A 17,512-nucleotide genomic window follows, 5' to 3' on the forward strand; every position below is an offset into this window, starting at 1 on the left:
TCACTCCGTTCCGGTGTGGACCTGGAAGGCGGCGCGGCGCATCGCCTTGGCCAGGACCGGGTCGGGGTGGGCGGCTGCGAGCGCGACCAGCACCTGGACGGTACGGGGGTGCCCGATGGCGCCGAGTTCCGCCAGCAGGCCCGGCACCGAGCCCTGCAGGGCGGCGTCGAGATGACTGACCAGCAGATGGCTCTCGCCGTGCTCGGCCACGGCGGCGGCGGTGTCGACCCAGAGCCAGGTGGCCTCCTCACGGGTGAGCAGGTCCGCCGCGGTGTCCGGGTCACCACCCTCGTGCTCCGCGAGCCACATCAGGGCGTACGGGCGCAGCGACGCCTCACCGGTGACGGCCCGGACGGCGGGCTCGGCGGGGGCGCCGACGGCCCGCAGCACCTCGAAGGCGAGGCCGCGCAGCAGGGCGTCGTCACCGCGGGCGACGTCGAGCAGTTCGGTGACCGCCCGGTCGACCGGACGGGCCGCGAGCCAGGCCTGGTGCTCGGCGCGGGCCGGGCGGGGCGACAGGCCCACGCAGGCCCTGAGCATCTCCTCGGCGGACTTCTCGATGTTGCCGGCCGGGCCCTGGGCGGCCACGCAGATCTGTTCCAGCTTGACCCAGACCGCCCAGCTGCCGATGGCGGTGATCGTCACCTCGTCCTGGCGCCCGGGGTCACGGGGGTGCAGGGCACCGACGCGGGCCAGGGCGTCCAGGGTCCAGTCCAGGAGCAGGGGCAGTTCGTCGCGGCTGCCGCTGCTGCCGTCGGCGGGGGGCTCGTGCCGCTCCTCGCGCAGCTCGGCCACCCGCTGGCGCAGCAGATCGAGAAGGGCGGCGACCGCCACCGGACCGGAGGACAGATGCAGGAGGGAGAGCAGCTGGGGGGCGGCTTCGACGACCTCGGCGACCAGTGAGGGGTCGGCGCCCTCGCAGGCCGCCTCCCGGGCGGCGGGGTGCGCGAGGGACCAGGCGTCGAAGAGGGCGACCCAGCCGCGCAGCACGGCGGTGTCGTCCCGGTCCCAGGCGCGCAGGCGCCAGCCCGGGCGGGCGGAGCCCTTGTGCAGCTCGATGAGTCCGGCCAGCCGCGCCCGGTCCCAGGCGGCGCGCACCTGCCGGTCCGTCAACCGCAGCGCGGAGGCGGCCCGCTGGATGTCGGCGTCCCGCAGTATCCCGCCGGCTCCGGGCCGGGCGGTGCCGTTCGCCCTGCCGTCGGCGGCGTCCGCCCAGCGGGCGATGCGCACGGCGTCGGCGAGTTCGTTACGTGCCCGGCGGGCGAGTTCGGAGAGCGGCGGGGTCCCCTCGGGGGGTCTGGGCGGACGTGAGCGGCGCGCCGCGGCGGCGCGCGGCGCGGCGGCCAGCGGCCTGCGGGGGACGAGGCGGAGCGGAGTGTCTCGCGGGATACGGGACGTCACGGGGAGCAGTCTTGCGGGTGAGGAGCCGGAAACCCAAACGAGCGGTGTCGCGGTGCGCTCGACCGGGGGCGGTTTGCCGGTGCGGACCCGATTTGTCAGACCAGTGGGGTGAGAAAGCGGCGCAGGGCCTCCTCGTAGTTCTCCGGGTCGCGGTTCCACATGGCGGCGTGCGCGGCGTCGGGGACGGTCTGCAGGGTGACCAGGTCCGGGCGGGCGGCGGCGAGCCGGCGGGAGGGACCCCACGGGGCGACGGTGTCGTCGGGTCCGTGGAAGACCAGGGCGGGCACGCTCAGCCGGTCCGGGTCGGCGGAGTCGGTGATCCGGGCGGCGTGCAGGCCGGTGCGGCCCTCGGCGGCGCGGACGCCGAGCGGCAGCAGCGGGGCGGGCACCCCGTGGCCCGCCGCGCAGGCACGGACCGTGGCCTGCCAGTCCAGGACGGGCGAGTCCAGGACGAGGCCGCTGATCCGGTTGCGCAGCGGGGAGTGGTGGGCGGCGCGCAGCGCCATCGTGGCGCCGGTGGACCAGCCGTACAGCACGAGCCGGCGGGCGCCCCGGCGGACGGCGTAGCGCATGGCCGCGTCCAGGTCGCGCCACTCGGTGTCGCCGAGGTGCGCGATGCCGTCCGGGGAGCGGGGGGCGCCGTCGTCGTTGCGGTAGGTGATGTCCAGGACGGGCATCCGGCCGCGGTGCAGGGCGGAGGTGACGACGAGGGGGTGTTCGCGGGTGGTGCCCAGGCCGTGCACGGCGATCACCCAGACGTCCCGGGCGCCGGGGACGTACCACGCGGGCAGCGAACCGAGCTCACCCGGGACGAGGACGTCCTCGAAGTCCAGGCCGAGGGCCTCGCGCGGGTCGCCCACGTAGGCCTGCGGGGTGAGCCGGACGGCCGCGCCGGGGGTGAGCGCGCCGCGCTGCACATGCCGCACGAGGCGGGTGACGGAGCCGGGGGCGGTGGCGGTGACCTCGCCCACCACGGCGTGCACCCCGTCGCCGGTGAGCCCGTAGATGCCGGGGCGGACGGAGGCCAGGGTGCGGGTGAGGGTGAGTTGCCGGCCGTCGGTGGTGTGCACGGTCAGCGCGGCCTCGGGTCCGGTGCCGTTCCCGGACGGTTTCAGCGCGAAGCCCGAGGCGTACCGGCCGGCCGCCACGGCGGCCCCGGCACCCAGCACAGTGGTGGCGGTCACGGCCGCCGCGATTCGTAGGCGCATCGGTTCCAGTGTCCGACGCCCCGCTGATCGGGGCCAGCGGGGAGACGCGGTCGGCGGAACGCCGGCCCGTGACCCGCCTGTCCGGCACGGCCCGCTGCGGCCCGCTGCGGCCCGCTGCGGCCCGCTCAGGGAGTGGGGCCGGGCCGTCCGTAGTCGCGGAGCTTCTCGGCGACCCGGGCGAGTTCGCGCTTGGACAGCAGGGAGGGCGAGAAGCCGTCGACGGAGCGGGCCGCGAGCCAGACCTGGCACATCCATTCGAGCTGGGCGGTGCGCTCGTAGGCCTGGTCGAGGTTGTCGCCGTAGACGATGGTGCCGTGGTTGCGGATCAGACACCCGGTGCGTTCCCGCAGGGCGTGCATGACGTTGTTGGCGAGCGCCTCGGAGCCGTAGGTGGCGTAGTCGGCGACGCGGATCTTCCCGCCGAGGGCGGCGGCCATGTAGTGGATGGCCGGCAGCTCGTACAGCAGGGTGGAGACGGCGGTGGCGTGGACCGCGTGGGTGTGGACGACGGCGCGGGCGTCGGTGTGGCGGTAGATCGCCAGGTGCATGGGCAGTTCGCTGCTGGGGCGCAGCTCGCCGAGCTGCTGGGTGCCGTCGAGGTCGACGGCGACGATGTCCTGGAGGCCGATGCGGTCGTACGGGACGCCGCTGGGGGTGACCAGGATCAGGTGGCCGACCCGGACAGAGGCGTTTCCGGAGGTGCCGACGACCAGTCCGTCGTCGACCATGCGGCGAGCCGTGGCCACCAGTTCAGTCCAGGGCTGTTCCAGTCCGTCCGACATTCGACCCACCTCCGAGCCCTGATCCTGACAGGTTGTTCGTTGCCGCGCGCTCCCGGGGCGCAGTAACGTCCCGGCCCATGCGAACGACCACGGTCAACGGCGGTATCTCCTTCTGGTACGCACAGGAGGGCGTTCCGGCTCCGCGCGAGCCGATGCCCGGCGACATGACCGCCGATGTGTGTGTGGTCGGCGGCGGCTACACCGGTCTGTGGACCGCGTACTACCTCAAGAAGGCCGTGCCGTTCCTGCGGATCGTGGTGCTGGAGCAGAAGTTCTGCGGCTACGGGGCCTCCGGCCGCAACGGCGGCTGGCTCTACAACGGCATCGCGGGCCGCGACCGCTATGCGAAGCTGCACGGTCACGAGGCCGCGGTCGCCCTCCAGCGGGCGATGAACGACACGGTGCACGAGGTGGTCCGGGTCGCGGCCGAGGAGGGCATCGACGCGGACATCCATCGCGGGGGCGTGCTGGAGGTGGCGCACTCCCCCGCGCAGCTGGCCCGGCTGAAGGCCTTCCACGAGGCCGAGGTCGCCTTCGGGGAGAAGGACCGGCTGCTGCTGGGCGCCGCGGAGTCGGCCGAGCGGATCCGGGTCACCGGGACATCGGGCGGCACCTGGACGCCGCACGGGGCGCGTATTCACCCGGTGAAGCTGCTGCAGGGTCTGGCCCGGGCGGCGGAGGCGCTGGGTGTGGTGATCCACGAGTCGACGCCGGTGACCGAGATCCGGCCGAAGCACGCGGTCACCGCGTACGGCACCGTGCGGGCCCCGTACGTCCTGCGCTGCACCGAGGGGTTCACCGCCTCGGTCAAGGGCCAGAAGCGCACCTGGCTGCCGATGAACTCCTCGATGATCGCGACCGAGCCGCTGCCGGAGAGCGTCTGGCGGACCATCGGCTGGGAGGGCCGCGAGACCCTCGGCGACATGGCGCACGCCTACATGTACGCGCAGCGCACCGCCGACGGCCGGATCGCGCTGGGCGGCCGCGGGGTGCCGTATCGTTTCGGCTCCCGCACCGACAATGACGGCCGTACGCAGGCCGCGACCGTCGAGGCACTGCGCGAGATCCTGGTCCGCTTCTTCCCGGCGACCGCCGGGGTGGCGATCGACCACGCCTGGTCGGGTGTGCTGGGCGTGCCGCGCGACTGGTGCGCCACGGTCGAACTGGACCGTTCCACGGGGCTCGGCTGGGCCGGCGGCTACGTCGGCAGCGGGGTCGCCACGGCCAACCTGGCGGCGCGGACCCTGCGGGATCTCGTACAGCTCGACTCGGGGCAGGGGCACGGCACTTCGCTGACCGCGCTGCCGTGGGTGGGGCACCGGGTGCGCAAGTGGGAACCGGAGCCGCTGCGCTGGATCGGGGTGCACGGGATGTACGCGGCCTACCGGGGCGCGGACCGCCGGGAACTGGCCGGGCGCAGCAGCGAGACGGACCGGGTCGCGCAATTCGCCGACCGGGTCTCGGGACGGCACTGAGCGCACCGCGCGGGCCCCTCCGGGACGGCCTCCCCGGAGGAGCCCGGGGAGGCCGTCCCGGAGGGGCCCGGGGAGGGACCCGGGGGCGGGTGGTGGGCGGGTGTTCCGGGCCTGCCGAAAAGGCGGGCAATCCGGACGATTCCCCAGGTGGACAGGGGCCTTTCAGGAGCCCTTACCACCCCTCGCCGGAGCCGGCACCGCTCGGCCGTCCGGCGTTCACCTTCCGTTCACCCAGGGTCCGTACGGTCGCCACGCCACTGTCGGATCAAACGATTGCCTGGGTACATGGAACACATCACGCTCCTGATCGGAATCGTGATCGTCACCGCTCTCGTGTTTGACTTCACGAACGGTTTCCACGACACCGCCAATGCGATGGCCACCACCATCTCCACTGGCGCACTCAAGCCCAAGACGGCGGTGGCCATGTCCGCCGTACTGAATCTTGTCGGTGCCTTCATCTCCGTCGAGGTCGCCCTGACCATCTCCAAGGGCATCATCGACGAAAGCGCGGGCGTCCAGCCCGAAGTGATCTTCGCCGGCCTGGTCGGCGCGATCCTGTGGAACCTGCTGACCTGGTACGCCGGACTCCCCTCCAGTTCCTCCCACGCCCTGATGGGCGGCCTCATCGGCGCCACCGTCGCCTCCGTCGGCCTCGCCGGGGTCAACGGCGGGGCGGTCGCCGAGAAGGTGCTCATACCGGCCATCGCGGCCCCGATCGTGGCCGGCCTCGCCTCACTGCTGGCGACCCGCCTCACCTACCGGATCGGCCGCGACACCGACCCGAAGGCCACCGCCAAGGGCTACCGGGCCGGGCAGGTCGCCTCGGCCGGCCTGGTCTCGCTGGCGCACGGCACCAACGACGCGCAGAAGACCATGGGCGTCATCACCCTCGCCCTCGTCACCGGCAAGGTCATCGCCCCGGACGCCAACCCGCCGCTGTGGGTCATCATCTCCTCCGGCATGGCCATCGCCATGGGTACCTTCATCGGCGGCTGGCGCATCATCCGCACGATGGGCAAGGGCATCACCGACATCCAGCCGCCGCAGGGCTTCGCCGCCCAGACCGGCGCCGCGGCCGTGATCCTGGCCTCCTCGCACATCGGCTTCTCGCTCTCCACCACCCACGTCGTCTCCGGCTCCGTCATGGGCGCCGGCCTCGGCCGCAAGGGCGGCGTCGTGCGCTGGGGCACCGCGGGCCGGATGCTCGTCGCCTGGGCGCTGACCCTGCCGGCCGCCGGCCTGGTCGCCGCCGGCGCGGCGCTGCTGGCCGGCCGGGGCGACTGGGGCATCGCGGTGGTCGCGGTACTCGCGGCCGCCGCCTGCGCGACGATCTGGGTGGCCGCGCGGCGCAAGCCGGTGGACCACACCAACGTCAACGCCGCCGACGCCGAGGAGCCGCCCGGCATCGTCACCACGGCGATCGCCGTCGTCACCCCGCCGCCGGCCGGCCCCGGCGCGACCGCCGCCGGTGCGGCCGACGGTCTGACGGCCACCATCCCGGCACCGGCCCCGGTCGCGCCCGCCGTCCAGCCCACCATCTGAGGAACGGAGCATCATGCACATCGACTGGGCAGCCCTCGGCTCCGTCTTCGGCGTCAGCCTCGCCGTCACCGTCGGACTCGTCGGCCTCTTCACCCTCGGCATCGTCGGACTCACCAAGGAGGGTGCGGCAGTCGCCCGCACCGGCGCGTACGCCGCCTTCGCGCTGTGCGCGGGCGCGGTCGGGTACGGCATCTTCCTGATCGTCGCCTGACCCTTCGCCACGTACGCCGAGCGGGGCACGGACCTGGTCCGTGCCCCGCTCGTTCATGCCTCCATGTGTGCATTCACACATCTCCCTTCGCAGGTCAAGGGGTGAGTTGACGGCATTCGCGGCACGTGGTGGAGTTGCGGTGCCAAACGGCGGCAGGAGAGGAAGTCCGGTGAGAATCCGGCGCGGTCCCGCCACTGTCACCGGGGAGTGCGCCTCCGCACGTGGTCACGGCTCGTACGACGAGCTGGAAGGCCGGGGGTGCGCCGATCCGGGAGCCAGGAGACTCTCACCGCCGGTCACGTCGAACCAGGGCGCGGACCCTGAGTGAGGACATCAGCAGATGCCGCGTGCCCACACGTACGGCGCTGTGCTCGGCTTCGCCGCCGACCGCGCGTTCGGCGACCCCCGGCGCGGTCATCCCGTCGCCGCCTTCGGACGACTCGCGGGCTCCCTGGAACGCCGGCTGTGGCGTGACCACCGGGGCCGCGGCGCACTTCACACGGCTCTGTGCGTAGGCGGCGCGGTGGCCGCCGCCGCGGTGACCGCCCGGGCCGTACGGTCCTCCGCGACCGCCTCCGCCGGGCTGACGGCCGCCGCCACCTGGGCCGTGCTCGGCGGGACGTCGCTGGGCCGGGAGGCACGGGCGGTGGGCGCGGCGCTGGAGGCCGGTGATCTGGCCGCCGCCCGGGAGCGGTTGCCCCATCTGTGCGGGCGCGACCCGCAGTCCCTGGACGAACAGCAGATCGCGCGGGCGGTCGTGGAGTCCGTCGCCGAGAACACCTCCGACTCCGTCGTCGGCGCCCTGGTCTGGGGCGCCCTCGGCGGCGTCCCCGGGCTGGTGGGCTTCCGGGCCGTCAACACCCTGGACGCCATGGTCGGTCACCGGTCGCCCCGACTGTGGCGGTTCGGCTGGGCGTCGGCCCGGCTCGACGACGTGGTGGGCTACCCGGGCGCGCGGCTCACCGCCGCCCTCGCGGTACTCGCCGGACCCGACCCGCGCGGGGCTTGGCGCGCCTGGCGTACGGACGGCCCCAAGCACCCGAGCCCCAACGCGGGGCCCGTAGAGGCGTCGTTCGCGGGGGCGTTGGGGGTACGGCTGGGCGGAACCCTGGCCTACGGGGGAAGGACCGAGCACCGGCCGGTGCTCGGCGCGGGGAACCGGGCCGTGGAGATCGGTGACATCGAGCGGGCGGTGCGGCTGTCGCGGCGGGTGAGCCTGCTGGCGCTGGGCGTCGCGGTGGCCGCCCGGGCGGCGTTCGGCCGCCGGCCCGCCGCCTCCGGCCGGGCCGTCTCCCGCCGGGCCGCCCGCACCCCGGCGGGAGCCTGCGCATGAGCGGCGGGGCGCTGCTGGTGGCCGGGACCACCTCCGACGCGGGCAAGAGCGTGGTGACCGCCGGGATCTGCCGGTGGCTGGCGCGGCAGGGCGTCCGCGTCGCGCCGTTCAAGGCGCAGAACATGTCGCTGAACTCGTATGTGACCCGGGAGGGCGCCGAGATCGGGCGCGCCCAGGCCATGCAGGCGCAGGCGGCACGTGTGGAGCCGACCGCGCTGATGAACCCGGTGCTGCTCAAGCCGGGCGGCGACCGCACCAGTCAGGTCGTGCTGCTCGGCAGGGCGGTGGGCGAGATGAGCGCCCGGGGCTACCACGACGGCAGCCGGGGGCGGTTGCTGGAGACGGTGGTGGGCTGTCTGGAGGAGCTGCGCGGGCAGTACGACGCGGTGATCTGCGAGGGGGCGGGCAGCCCTGCGGAGATCAATCTGCGGCGCGGCGACATCGTCAACATGGGGCTGGCGCGTGCGGCGCGGTTGCCGGTGGTCGTGGTCGGGGATATCGACCGGGGCGGGGTGTTCGCGTCGTTCTTCGGGACGACGGCGCTGTTGAGCGCGGAGGACCAGGCGCTGGTGGCCGGTTACATCGTGAACAAGTTCCGGGGGGATGTGTCACTGCTGGAACCCGGACTGGAGATGCTGCGCGGGCTGACCGGGCGGCCGTTCTACGGAGTGCTGCCGCACCGGCACGGCCTGGGCATCGACGAGGAGGACGGGCTGCGCATGTCGCGGCACGGGACCGTGCGCGAGGCCGGCACCGCCGCCCCGTACGGCGAGGACGTGCTGCGCGTGGCGGTGGCCGCGGTGCCGCTGATGTCGAACTTCACCGATGTGGACGCCCTCGCGGCCGAACCCGGCGTCGTGGTGCGCTTCGTGGACCGCCCCGAGGAACTCGCGGACGCCGACCTGGTGGTGGTGCCCGGCACGCGCGGCACCGTGAAGGCGCTGGAGTGGCTGCGGCAGCGGGGCCTGGCTCAGGAGATCGCGCGCCGCGCGGCGCAGGGCCGGCCGGTGCTGGGGATCTGCGGCGGTTTCCAGGTGCTGGGCGAGTCCATCGAGGACGAGGTCGAGTCGCGGGCCGGGACCGTCGACGGGCTGGGGCTGCTGCCGGTGCGGGTGCGGTTCGCCGCGGACAAGACACTGGCCCGCCCGGTCGGCACGGCGTACGGGGAGCGGGTCGAGGGGTACGAGATCCACCACGGCGTCGCCGACGTGCGCGGCGGCGACGAGGCGTTCCTGGACGGCTGCCGGGTCGGGGCCGTGTGGGGCACGCACTGGCACGGCTCCCTGGAGAGCGACGGCTTCCGGCGTGCCTTTCTGCGCAGGGTGGCCCAGGCGGCGGGGCGGCGGTTCGTGCCCGCGCCGGACACCGCCTTCGCCGCGCTGCGCGAGGAGCAGTTGGACCGCCTCGGCGATTTGATCGAGGAGCACGCAGACACCGCCGCGCTGATGCGGCTCATCGAGGACGGCGCACCCGCCGGCCTCCCGTTCATAGCCCCGGGGGCACCGTGAGCACCGTACTTCTGCTGTCGACCGCCGACACCGATCTGCTGGCCGCGCGGGCGTCCGGCGCGCCGTACCGGATCGGCAACCCGACGCGGGTGGACACCGCCGACGAGCTGCCCGCCCTGCTGGAGGGCGCCGGCATCGCCGTCGTACGGCTGCTGGGCGGCAAGCGGGCCTGGGAGGACGGCCTGGCCGCGCTGCGCACCGCCGGGATCCCGACGGTGCTGCTGGGCGGCGAGTCGGTGCCGGACGCGGAGCTGATGGCGGAGTCGTCGGTGTCGGCGGGCGTGGTGGCCGAGGCGCTGCGCTATCTGGTCGAGGGCGGGCCGGAGAACCTGCGGGAGCTGGCGCGCTTCCTGTCGGACACGGTGCTGCTGACCGGCGAGGGCTTCGAACCGCCCGCGTCGATGCCGGACTTCGGGGTGCACGGCTCCTACGCGTACCAGGAGGGCCGCCCGACCATCGGCGTGCTCTTCTACCGGGCGCACGAACTGTCGGGCAACACCGGCTTCGTCGACACCCTGTGCGAGGCGATCGAGGCGAAGGGCGCCAACGCGCTCCCGGTGTACTGCGGTTCACTGCGCGGCGTAGCCGAGATGCAGCGCAGGGTGGGGGCCGGGAGCGAGGAACGAGCGGACGGCACCCGCCCGCAGCGGAGTCGAGGCGAAGCGGGCACGACAGAACCGCGGGACGGGGAGGAGGGGTTGTACGCGCTGCTGGGGCGGACGGACGCGATCGTCGCCACGGTGCTGGCGGCGGGCGGGACTCGGGCCTCGGACGCGTCGGCCGGCGGGGACGACGAGGCGTGGGACGTCGGGGCGCTGGCGGAGCTGGACATTCCGGTGCTCCAGGGGCTGTGCCTGACCTCCTCGCGCGCGGCGTGGGACGCCTCGGACGCCGCGCTGTCCCCGATGGACGCGGCGATGCAGGTGGCGATCCCGGAGTTCGACGGGCGGCTGATCACGGTCCCGTTCTCCTTCAAGGAGCAGGGCGCGGACGATGTACCGGTGTACGTCGCCGATCCCGAGCGGGCGGCCCGGGTGGCCGGGATCGCGGTGCGGCACGCGGCGCTGAAGTACAAGCCCAACGCCGACAAGCGCCTCGCGCTGGTCTTCACCGCCTACCCGACCAAGCACTCGCGGGTGGGCAACGCGGTGGGCCTGGACACCCCCGCCTCGGCGGTACGGCTGCTGGACGCGCTGCGCGAGGCGGGGTACGGCGTCGACGCCTACCCGGACAACGGTGACGAGCTGATCCACCGGCTGATCGCAGCCGGCGGTCACGACGTGGAGTGGCTGACCGAGGAACAGCTCGCCTCGGCCCCGGCGCGGGTGCCGCTGGCCGACTACCAGCGGTGGTTCGCGACCCTGGACCCCGGGCTGCGCGAGGGGATGCTGGAGCACTGGGGCGAGCCGCCGGGCGGCCTGTACGTGGACGGCGAGGACATCGTGCTGGCGTCGCTGCAGTTCGGCAACGTCGTGATCATGATCCAGCCGCCGCGGGGCTTCGGCGAGAACCCGATCGCGATCTACCACGACCCCGACATGCCGCCCTCGCACCACTACATGGCGGCGTACCGGTGGCTGGAGCTGTCCTTCGGCGCGGACGCGATCGTGCACCTGGGCAAGCACGGCACCATGGAGTGGCTGCCGGGCAAGGGCCTGGGGCTGTCCGCCGGCTGCGCGCCCGACGCCGTGCTGGGCGAGCTGCCGCTCGTCTACCCCTTCATCGTCAACGACCCCGGCGAGGGCACCCAGGCCAAGCGGCGCGGGCACGCCACCGTCGTGGACCACCTGGTGCCGCCGATGGCGCGCGCCGACTCCTACGGCGACCTGGCGAAGCTGGAGCAACTGCTCGACGAGTACGCCCTGGTGTCCGACCTGGACCCCACCAAGACGCCGGCTGTGCGCAGCCAGATCTGGACGCTGGTGCGGGCCGCCGAGCTCCACCACGACCTGCATGTGGACGACCAGCCGGACGACGACGCGTTCGACGAGTTCGTCATGCACATCGACGGCTGGCTGTGCGAGATCAAGGACGTCCAGATCCGTGACGGCCTGCACATCCTCGGCGGCGGCCCGGTCGGTGAGGCGCGGGTCAACCTGGTGCTGGCGGTGCTGCGTTCGGCGCAGGTGTGGGGTGGTGTCGGCGGGGCCCTGCCGGGGCTGCGGGCGGCGCTGGCCGCGTGGTTCGGGCTGGAGGAGAAGGCGCTGCTGGCCGAGCCGGGCGCCCGGGTGGAGGTGCCGGCCGCGCTCACCTCGCTGGCCGGGGGACCTGCGCGTACCGGCTCGGACGCGGTGGACCTGCTGGAGACGCTGGCCCGGCGGCTGGCCGAGGCCATGGAGGCGGGCGGCTGGGCGACGGGCGCGGCCAAGGACGTGGTGGCCGAGGTCGTCGGCGCCGACGTCCCGGAGGCGGTGCGGGTGCTGGAGTTCGCCGCCGACGAGGTCGTGCCGCGGCTCGCCCGCACGACGGACGAGATCGACAACGTGCTGCGGGCGCTGCGCGGCGGTTATGTGCCCGCCGGGCCGTCCGGTTCGCCGACCCGCGGCCTGGTCAATGTGCTGCCGACGGGCCGCAACTTCTACTCGGTCGATCCGAAGGCGATCCCCTCCCGGCTGGCCTGGGACGTCGGCACGGCGCTCGCCGACTCGCTGCTGGCCCGTCATCTCGCCGACACCGGTGCGTATCCCAGGTCCGTGGGCCTCACCGTCTGGGGCACGTCCTGCATGCGCACGCAGGGCGACGACATCGCCGAGATCCTCGCCCTGCTCGGCTGCCGTCCCGTCTGGGACGACGCCTCGCGCCGCGTCACCGGTTTCGAGGTGGTGGGCCTCGACGAGCTGGGCCGGCCCAGGATCGACGTGACCGTGCGCATCTCCGGTTTCTTCCGGGACGCCTTCCCGCACGTGGTGTCCCTGGTGGACGACGCCGTCCGGGCGGTGGCCGAGCTCGACGAGCCCGCCGACCGCAACTACGTACGGGCCCACGCCGACGAGGACACCGCCGCGCACGGCGACCGGCGGCGTGCCACGGCCCGGATCTTCGGCTCCAAGCCGGGCGCGTACGGCGCCGGGCTGCTGCCGCTGATCGACGCCCGCAACTGGCGCAGCGACGCCGACCTGGCCGAGGTCTACGCGGTCTGGGGCGGCTACGCCTACGGGCGCGGGCTGGACGGCCGCGCCGCGCGGGGCGACATGGAGCAGGCCTTCCGGCGGATCCAGGTCGCGGCGAAGAACGTGGACACGCGCGAGCACGATCTGGTCGACGCCGACGACTACTTCCAGTACCACGGCGGCATGGTGGCCATGGTGCGGCATCTGACGGGGGTCTCCCCCGAGGCGTATGTCGGCGACAGTGCGATGACCGACCAGGTCAAGACGCGCACGCTCGGCGAGGAGACGCACCGGGTCTTCCGTGCGCGGGTGGTCAACCCGAAGTGGATGGCGGCGATGCGCAGGCACGGTTACAAGGGCGCCTTCGAGATGGCCGCGACCGTGGACTACCTCTTCGGGTACGACGCGACGGCGGGTGTGGTGGACGACTGGATGTACGAGCGGCTGGCCGCCGAGTACGTCTTCGCCCCGGAGAACCGGGAGTTCATGCAGAAGTCCAACCCCTGGGCGCTGCGGGGCATCAGCGAGCGGCTGCTCGAAGCGGCGGAGCGCGGGCTGTGGGCGGAGCCTCGGCCGGAGACCCTGGACCAGCTGCGGGAGACGTACCTCCAGCTTGAGGGCGATCTGGAGGGTGACGCGTGAGCGCGGCGCCGTCGCCGGGCGCGGACGGACTGCCCCAGCCCTGTTCGCTTCGTATCAAGGAGGCCCTGTGAGCACCCCCTATCCGTTCAGCGCGATCGTCGGGATGGACGATCTGCGGCTGGCGTTGCTGCTGAACGCGGTGTCCCCCGCCGTCGGCGGTGTGCTCGTACGAGGGGAGAAGGGCACCGCCAAGAGCACCGCCGTGCGGGCGCTGGCCACGCTCATGCCGGAGGTGGACGTCGTCGCGGGGTGCCGGTTCAGCTGTGATCCGCAGGCGCCGGACCCCGCGTGCCCGGACGGGCCGCACGCGCGCACGCCGGGGGTCGCCAGGCCCGCGCGGATGGTGGAGCTGCCGGTCGGGGCGTCGGAGGACCGGCTGGTCGGCGCGCTGGACATCGAACGGGCGCTGTCGGAGGGCGTGAAGGCCTTCGAGCCGGGTCTGCTGGCGGCGGCCCACCGGGGTGTGCTGTACGTGGACGAGGTGAACCTCCTCCACGACCATCTGGTGGACCTGCTGCTGGACGCCGCCGCGATGGGCGCCTCCTATGTGGAGCGCGAGGGGGTCTCGGTCCGCCACGCGGCGCGTTTCCTGCTGGTCGGGACGATGAACCCGGAGGAGGGCGAGCTGCGGCCGCAGCTGCTCGACCGGTTCGGGCTGACCGTCGAGGTGGCGGCGTCCCGGGAGACGGACGAGCGGGTCGAGGTCGTCCGGCGCAGGCTGGCGTACGACGAGGACCCGGCGGCGTTCGCGCGGCGCTGGGCCGCCGACGAGCAGGCGCTGCGCGCGCGGATCGCCGGGGCGCGGGCGCTGCTGCCGGGCGTACGGCTCGGCGACGGGCCGCTGCGGCAGATCGCGGCGACCTGCGCGGCGTTCGAGGTCGACGGGATGCGGGCGGACATCGTGATGGCCCGTACGGCGACCGCGCTGGCGGCGTGGGCCGGGCGCACGGAGGTGCTGGCCGAGGACGTACGGCAGGCCGCGCTGCTGGCGCTGCCGCACCGGCGCCGGCGCAATCCCTTCGACGCGCCGGGGCTGGACGAGGACAAGCTCGACGAGACGCTGGAGCGGAACCGCGGCGAGGACCCGGAGCCGGATCCCGACCCGGAAGGCCCCCAAGGGCCTGACGGCCCCGACGACGGTGGCGGCCCGGAAGGCCCCGACGACGGTGGCGGGCAGCCGCCGCAGGACGGCCCCGGCGACGACGCGACCGGCAGCGGGAGCACCCCGCAGGACTCGCGGGAGGACACCGGGCAGGACGCGCCGGCGGCCCCCGGCGGCGCCGGCGAGCAGCGGTCCGCACCGGCCGGCGAGCCGTTCAGGGCCAGGGCGCTGAGCGTGCCCGGCCTCGGCGAGGGCGCCGCCGGACGCCGCTCCCGGGCACGGACGGCCCACGGCCGCACCACGGGCGCGCGGCGCCCGCGGGGTGCCCTGGGCAAGCTGCACCTGGCGGCCACCGTGCAGGCCGCCGCACCGCACCAGCACGCACGCGGGCGCAGCGGCGCCGGCCTGGTGCTGCGCAGGGACGATCTGCGGCAGGCCGTACGGGAGGGCCGTGAGGGCAACCTGGTGCTGTTCGTGGTGGACGCCTCCGGCTCGATGGCGGCGCGGCAGCGGATGAGCGCGGTCAAGGGCGCGGTGCTGTCGCTGCTGCTGGACGCCTACCAGCGGCGGGACAAGGTCGGGCTGATCACCTTCCGGGGGACGGGCGCGGAGCTGGCGTTGCCGCCGACCTCGTCGGTGGAGGCGGGCGCGGCCCGGCTGGAGAAGCTGCCGACGGGGGGCCGGACGCCGCTGGCCGCCGGGCTGCTCAAGGCCCGGGAGGTACTGCGGGTCGAGCGGCTGCGGGACGCGTCGCGGCGGCCGCTGCTCGTGGTCGTGACCGACGGCCGGGCGACCGGCGGGCCCGACCCGGTGCCGCTGGCGTCGCGGGCGGCCCGGCTGCTGGCCGCCGAGGGCACCGCGTCGGTGGTCGTGGACTGCGAGTCGGGCCCGGTCCGGCTCGGGCTGGCGGGGGCGCTGGCGCGCGATCTGAGCGGCACCGCCGTCACCCTGGAGGAACTGCGCGCGGACGCCGTGTCCGCGCTCGTGAAGGACGTACGCAGGAGGGCCGCGTAATGCCGCAGGGACAGCCGAGTGTCGTGCCGCAGGACGGGCTGACGACGCGGCAGCGCCGCAACCGGGCGCTGGTCGTGGTGCACACGGGCGTCGGGAAGGGCAAGTCGACGGCGGCCTTCGGGCTGGCGCTGCGGGCCTGGAACCAGGGCTGGCCGATCGGGGTGTTCCAGTTCGTGAAGTCGGCGAAGTGGAAGGTCGGCGAGGAGCGGGCGCTGCGCGTGCTCGGCGCCTCGGGCGAGGGCGGGACGGTGGACTGGCACAAGATGGGCGAGGGCTGGTCCTGGGTGCAGCGCAACGTCCGGGACGCGCAGAGCAGCGAGGACGCGGCCCGCGAGGGCTGGGAGCAGGTCAAGCGGGATCTGGCGGCGCAGACGTACGGGCTGTACGTGCTCGACGAGTTCGCGTACCCGATGCACTGGGGCTGGGTGGACACCGACGAGGTCGTCGAGGTGCTGCGCGACCGTCCCGGCACGCAGCATGTGGTGATCACCGGGCGCAACGCGCCGGAGAAGCTGATCGGCGCCGCGGATCTGGTGACCGAGATGGGCAAGGTCAAGCACCCCATGGACGCCGGTCAGAAGGGCCAGAAGGGCATCGAGTGGTGAGCCCGGTCCATGTCCCCCGGCTCGTCATCGCCGCGCCGGCGTCCGGCAGCGGCAAGACGACCGTGGCCACCGGCCTGATGGCTGCCTTCGCCGGGGCCGGGCTCGCCGTGTCCCCGCACAAGGTCGGGCCGGACTACATCGACCCCGGCTACCACGCGCTGGCCACCGGCCGCCCGGGGCGCAACCTCGACGCGTACCTGTGCGGGCCCGAGCTGGTCGCCCCGCTGTTCCTGCACGGGGCCGCGGGGGCCGCCGGGGCCGGCATCGCGGTCGTCGAGGGCGTCATGGGGCTCTACGACGGTGCCTCGGGCGAGGGCGAACTCGCCTCCACCGCGCATGTGGCGAAGCTGCTGCGGGCCCCGGTGGTGCTGGTCGTCGACGCCTCGTCGCAGTCCCGGTCGGTGGCCGCCCTCGTGCACGGCTTCGCGTCGTGGGACCCGCAGGTGCGGGTCGCGGGCGTCATCCTCAACAAGGTCGCCTCGGACCGCCACGAGGAGCTGCTGCGCGAAGCGCTGGACGCCTCCGGGGTGCCGGTGCTGGGCGTGCTGCGCAGGGACGGCGCGGTGGGCACGCCCTCCCGGCACCTGGGGCTGGTGCCGGTCGCCGAGCGGCGTGCGCAGGCCGTGGACGCGGTGCGCGCGCTGGCGGAGCGGGTCCGTGCCGGGTGCGACCTCGACGCGCTGCTGGCCCTCGCGCGCAGCGCGCCCCCGCTCACGGTTCCCCCGTGGGACCCGGCGGCGGCCGTCGCGCAGGCCGACCCGCAGGCCGACCCGCAGGCCGACCCGCAGGCCGACGCGCATGCCGTCGCGCAGGCCGACCCGCAGGCCGACGCGCGAACCGGCATCGAGCGGCCGGTGGCCGGTGGCCGCCCGGTCGTCGCGGTCGCGGGCGGACCCGCGTTCACCTTCTCGTACGCCGAGAACACCGAGCTGCTGGCCGCCGCCGGGGCGGAGGTCGTCACCTTCGACCCGCTGCGCGACGAGGCGCTGCCGCCCGGCACCGCCGGGATCGTCATCGGCGGCGGATTCCCCGAGGTGTACGCGCCCGAGCTGTCGGCGAACGAGCCGCTGCGCAAGGCCGTCGCCGCGTTCGGGGGGCCGGTCGCGGCCGAGTGCGCGGGGCTGCTGTACCTGGCACGTGAGCTGGACGGTCTGCCGATGTGCGGGGTGCTCGACGCGACCGCCCGGATGTCGCAGCGGCTGACGCTGGGCTACCGGGAGGCGGTCGCCGTCTCCGACAGCGCCCTGGCTGTGGCCGGTACCAGGGTGCGGGGCCACGAGTTCCACCGCACCGTGGTCGAGCCGGGCGCGGGCGGTTCCCCGGCCTGGGGTGTCGTACGGCCCGAGCGGCGCGTGGAGGGTTTCGTGCAGGAGGGCGTGCACGCCTCGTACCTGCATGTGCACTGGGCCGGCCGTCCGTCGCTGGCGCGCCGGTTCGTGGCCGGGGCCGACGCGACGAGGGCGCGATGAGGCGAAGCGGCGCGCGGGCGGCGCCGGAGAACCCGCCCCGGGGGTGCGGGCATGCCCTGCCCCCCGGTAGTTGTTCGTCTGCGTCTGCGTTTCCGTCTTCGTCTTCG

The 17,512-nt window shown here is 74.4% G+C and carries 12 protein-coding genes and 1 riboswitch; of the genes, 9 read left to right on the forward strand and 3 right to left on the reverse strand.

Features of this window, described 5'->3' with window-relative positions; genetic code table 11:
- From RWE79_RS09730 to RWE79_RS09740, 3 genes are all read right to left on the reverse strand, one after another.
- The gene (locus RWE79_RS09730; protein WP_475939623.1) at positions 1 to 1,401 is read right to left on the reverse strand and encodes a hypothetical protein; all 1,401 of its coding nucleotides are present in this window, start codon (positions 1,399 to 1,401) and stop codon (positions 1 to 3) included.
- A gap of 95 nt (positions 1,402 to 1,496) precedes the next feature.
- Positions 1,497 to 2,609 carry an alpha/beta hydrolase gene (locus RWE79_RS09735; protein WP_475939624.1) on the reverse strand — a complete coding sequence of 371 codons (1,113 nt, stop codon included), beginning with the start codon at positions 2,607 to 2,609 and terminating at the stop codon, positions 1,497 to 1,499.
- Positions 2,610 to 2,734: 125 nt separating this feature from the next.
- A complete protein-coding gene (locus RWE79_RS09740; RefSeq protein WP_475939625.1) occupies positions 2,735 to 3,391 on the reverse strand; it encodes a class II aldolase/adducin family protein in 657 nt (218 codons plus the stop codon).
- A gap of 77 nt (positions 3,392 to 3,468) precedes the next feature.
- Between RWE79_RS09740 and RWE79_RS09745 the strand changes: the two genes are divergently transcribed.
- The 9 genes from RWE79_RS09745 to RWE79_RS09785 all read left to right on the forward strand — a co-directional run bounded on the left by RWE79_RS09745 (position 3,469) and on the right by RWE79_RS09785 (position 17,405).
- On the forward strand, positions 3,469 to 4,866 hold the full coding sequence (locus RWE79_RS09745; protein WP_475939626.1) for an NAD(P)/FAD-dependent oxidoreductase: 1,398 nt from the start codon (positions 3,469 to 3,471) through the stop codon (positions 4,864 to 4,866).
- 285 nt (positions 4,867 to 5,151) lie between these two features.
- Positions 5,152 to 6,411, forward strand: coding sequence for an inorganic phosphate transporter (locus tag RWE79_RS09750; protein ID WP_475939627.1), 1,260 nt, complete (start codon positions 5,152 to 5,154; stop codon positions 6,409 to 6,411).
- A 13-nt stretch (positions 6,412 to 6,424) separates the two neighbouring features.
- Positions 6,425 to 6,622: a hypothetical protein gene (locus RWE79_RS09755; RefSeq protein WP_475939628.1), complete on the forward strand. Its 198-nt coding sequence runs from the start codon at positions 6,425 to 6,427 to the stop codon at positions 6,620 to 6,622.
- 158 nt (positions 6,623 to 6,780) lie between these two features.
- Positions 6,781 to 6,908: riboswitch (cobalamin riboswitch) on the forward strand.
- Positions 6,909 to 6,962: 54 nt separating this feature from the next.
- Positions 6,963 to 7,955: a cobalamin biosynthesis protein gene (locus tag RWE79_RS09760; protein ID WP_475939629.1), complete on the forward strand. Its 993-nt coding sequence runs from the start codon at positions 6,963 to 6,965 to the stop codon at positions 7,953 to 7,955.
- Positions 7,952 to 9,463 (forward strand): cobyric acid synthase, encoded by a 1,512-nt coding sequence (locus tag RWE79_RS09765; protein ID WP_475939630.1) that lies wholly within the window; start codon positions 7,952 to 7,954, stop codon positions 9,461 to 9,463. The genes RWE79_RS09760 and RWE79_RS09765 overlap by 4 nt, the downstream gene beginning before the upstream one ends.
- Positions 9,460 to 13,215 carry a cobaltochelatase subunit CobN gene (gene cobN / locus RWE79_RS09770; protein WP_475939631.1) on the forward strand — a complete coding sequence of 1,252 codons (3,756 nt, stop codon included), beginning with the start codon at positions 9,460 to 9,462 and terminating at the stop codon, positions 13,213 to 13,215. Before RWE79_RS09765 ends, cobN begins: the two co-directional genes overlap by 4 nt.
- A 67-nt stretch (positions 13,216 to 13,282) precedes the next feature.
- Positions 13,283 to 15,331 (forward strand): putative cobaltochelatase, encoded by a 2,049-nt coding sequence (locus tag RWE79_RS09775; protein WP_475939632.1) that lies wholly within the window; start codon positions 13,283 to 13,285, stop codon positions 15,329 to 15,331.
- Positions 15,331 to 15,936: a cob(I)yrinic acid a,c-diamide adenosyltransferase gene (gene cobO / locus RWE79_RS09780; RefSeq protein WP_475939633.1), complete on the forward strand. Its 606-nt coding sequence runs from the start codon at positions 15,331 to 15,333 to the stop codon at positions 15,934 to 15,936. The genes RWE79_RS09775 and cobO overlap by 1 nt, the downstream gene beginning before the upstream one ends.
- Entirely contained in the window at positions 15,930 to 17,405 is a 1,476-nt protein-coding gene (locus RWE79_RS09785) for a cobyrinate a,c-diamide synthase (protein ID WP_475939634.1), read from the forward strand. Before cobO ends, RWE79_RS09785 begins: the two co-directional genes overlap by 7 nt.
- Positions 17,406 to 17,512: the final 107 nt, after the last annotated feature.

It is taken from the genome of Streptomyces sp. RLA131, assembly GCF_056270125.1.

Coding starts and splice junctions, on each gene's coding strand:
- RWE79_RS09735 (WP_475939624.1), bottom strand. CDS start 2,609: ATGCGCCTACGAATCGCGGCGGCCGTGACCGCCACCACTGTGCTGGGT.
- RWE79_RS09740 (WP_475939625.1), bottom strand. CDS start 3,391: ATGTCGGACGGACTGGAACAGCCCTGGACTGAACTGGTGGCCACGGCT.
- RWE79_RS09745 (WP_475939626.1), top strand. CDS start 3,469: ATGCGAACGACCACGGTCAACGGCGGTATCTCCTTCTGGTACGCACAG.
- RWE79_RS09750 (WP_475939627.1), top strand. CDS start 5,152: ATGGAACACATCACGCTCCTGATCGGAATCGTGATCGTCACCGCTCTC.
- RWE79_RS09755 (WP_475939628.1), top strand. CDS start 6,425: ATGCACATCGACTGGGCAGCCCTCGGCTCCGTCTTCGGCGTCAGCCTC.
- RWE79_RS09760 (WP_475939629.1), top strand. CDS start 6,963: ATGCCGCGTGCCCACACGTACGGCGCTGTGCTCGGCTTCGCCGCCGAC.
- RWE79_RS09765 (WP_475939630.1), top strand. CDS start 7,952: ATGAGCGGCGGGGCGCTGCTGGTGGCCGGGACCACCTCCGACGCGGGC.
- cobO (WP_475939633.1), top strand. CDS start 15,331: ATGCCGCAGGGACAGCCGAGTGTCGTGCCGCAGGACGGGCTGACGACG.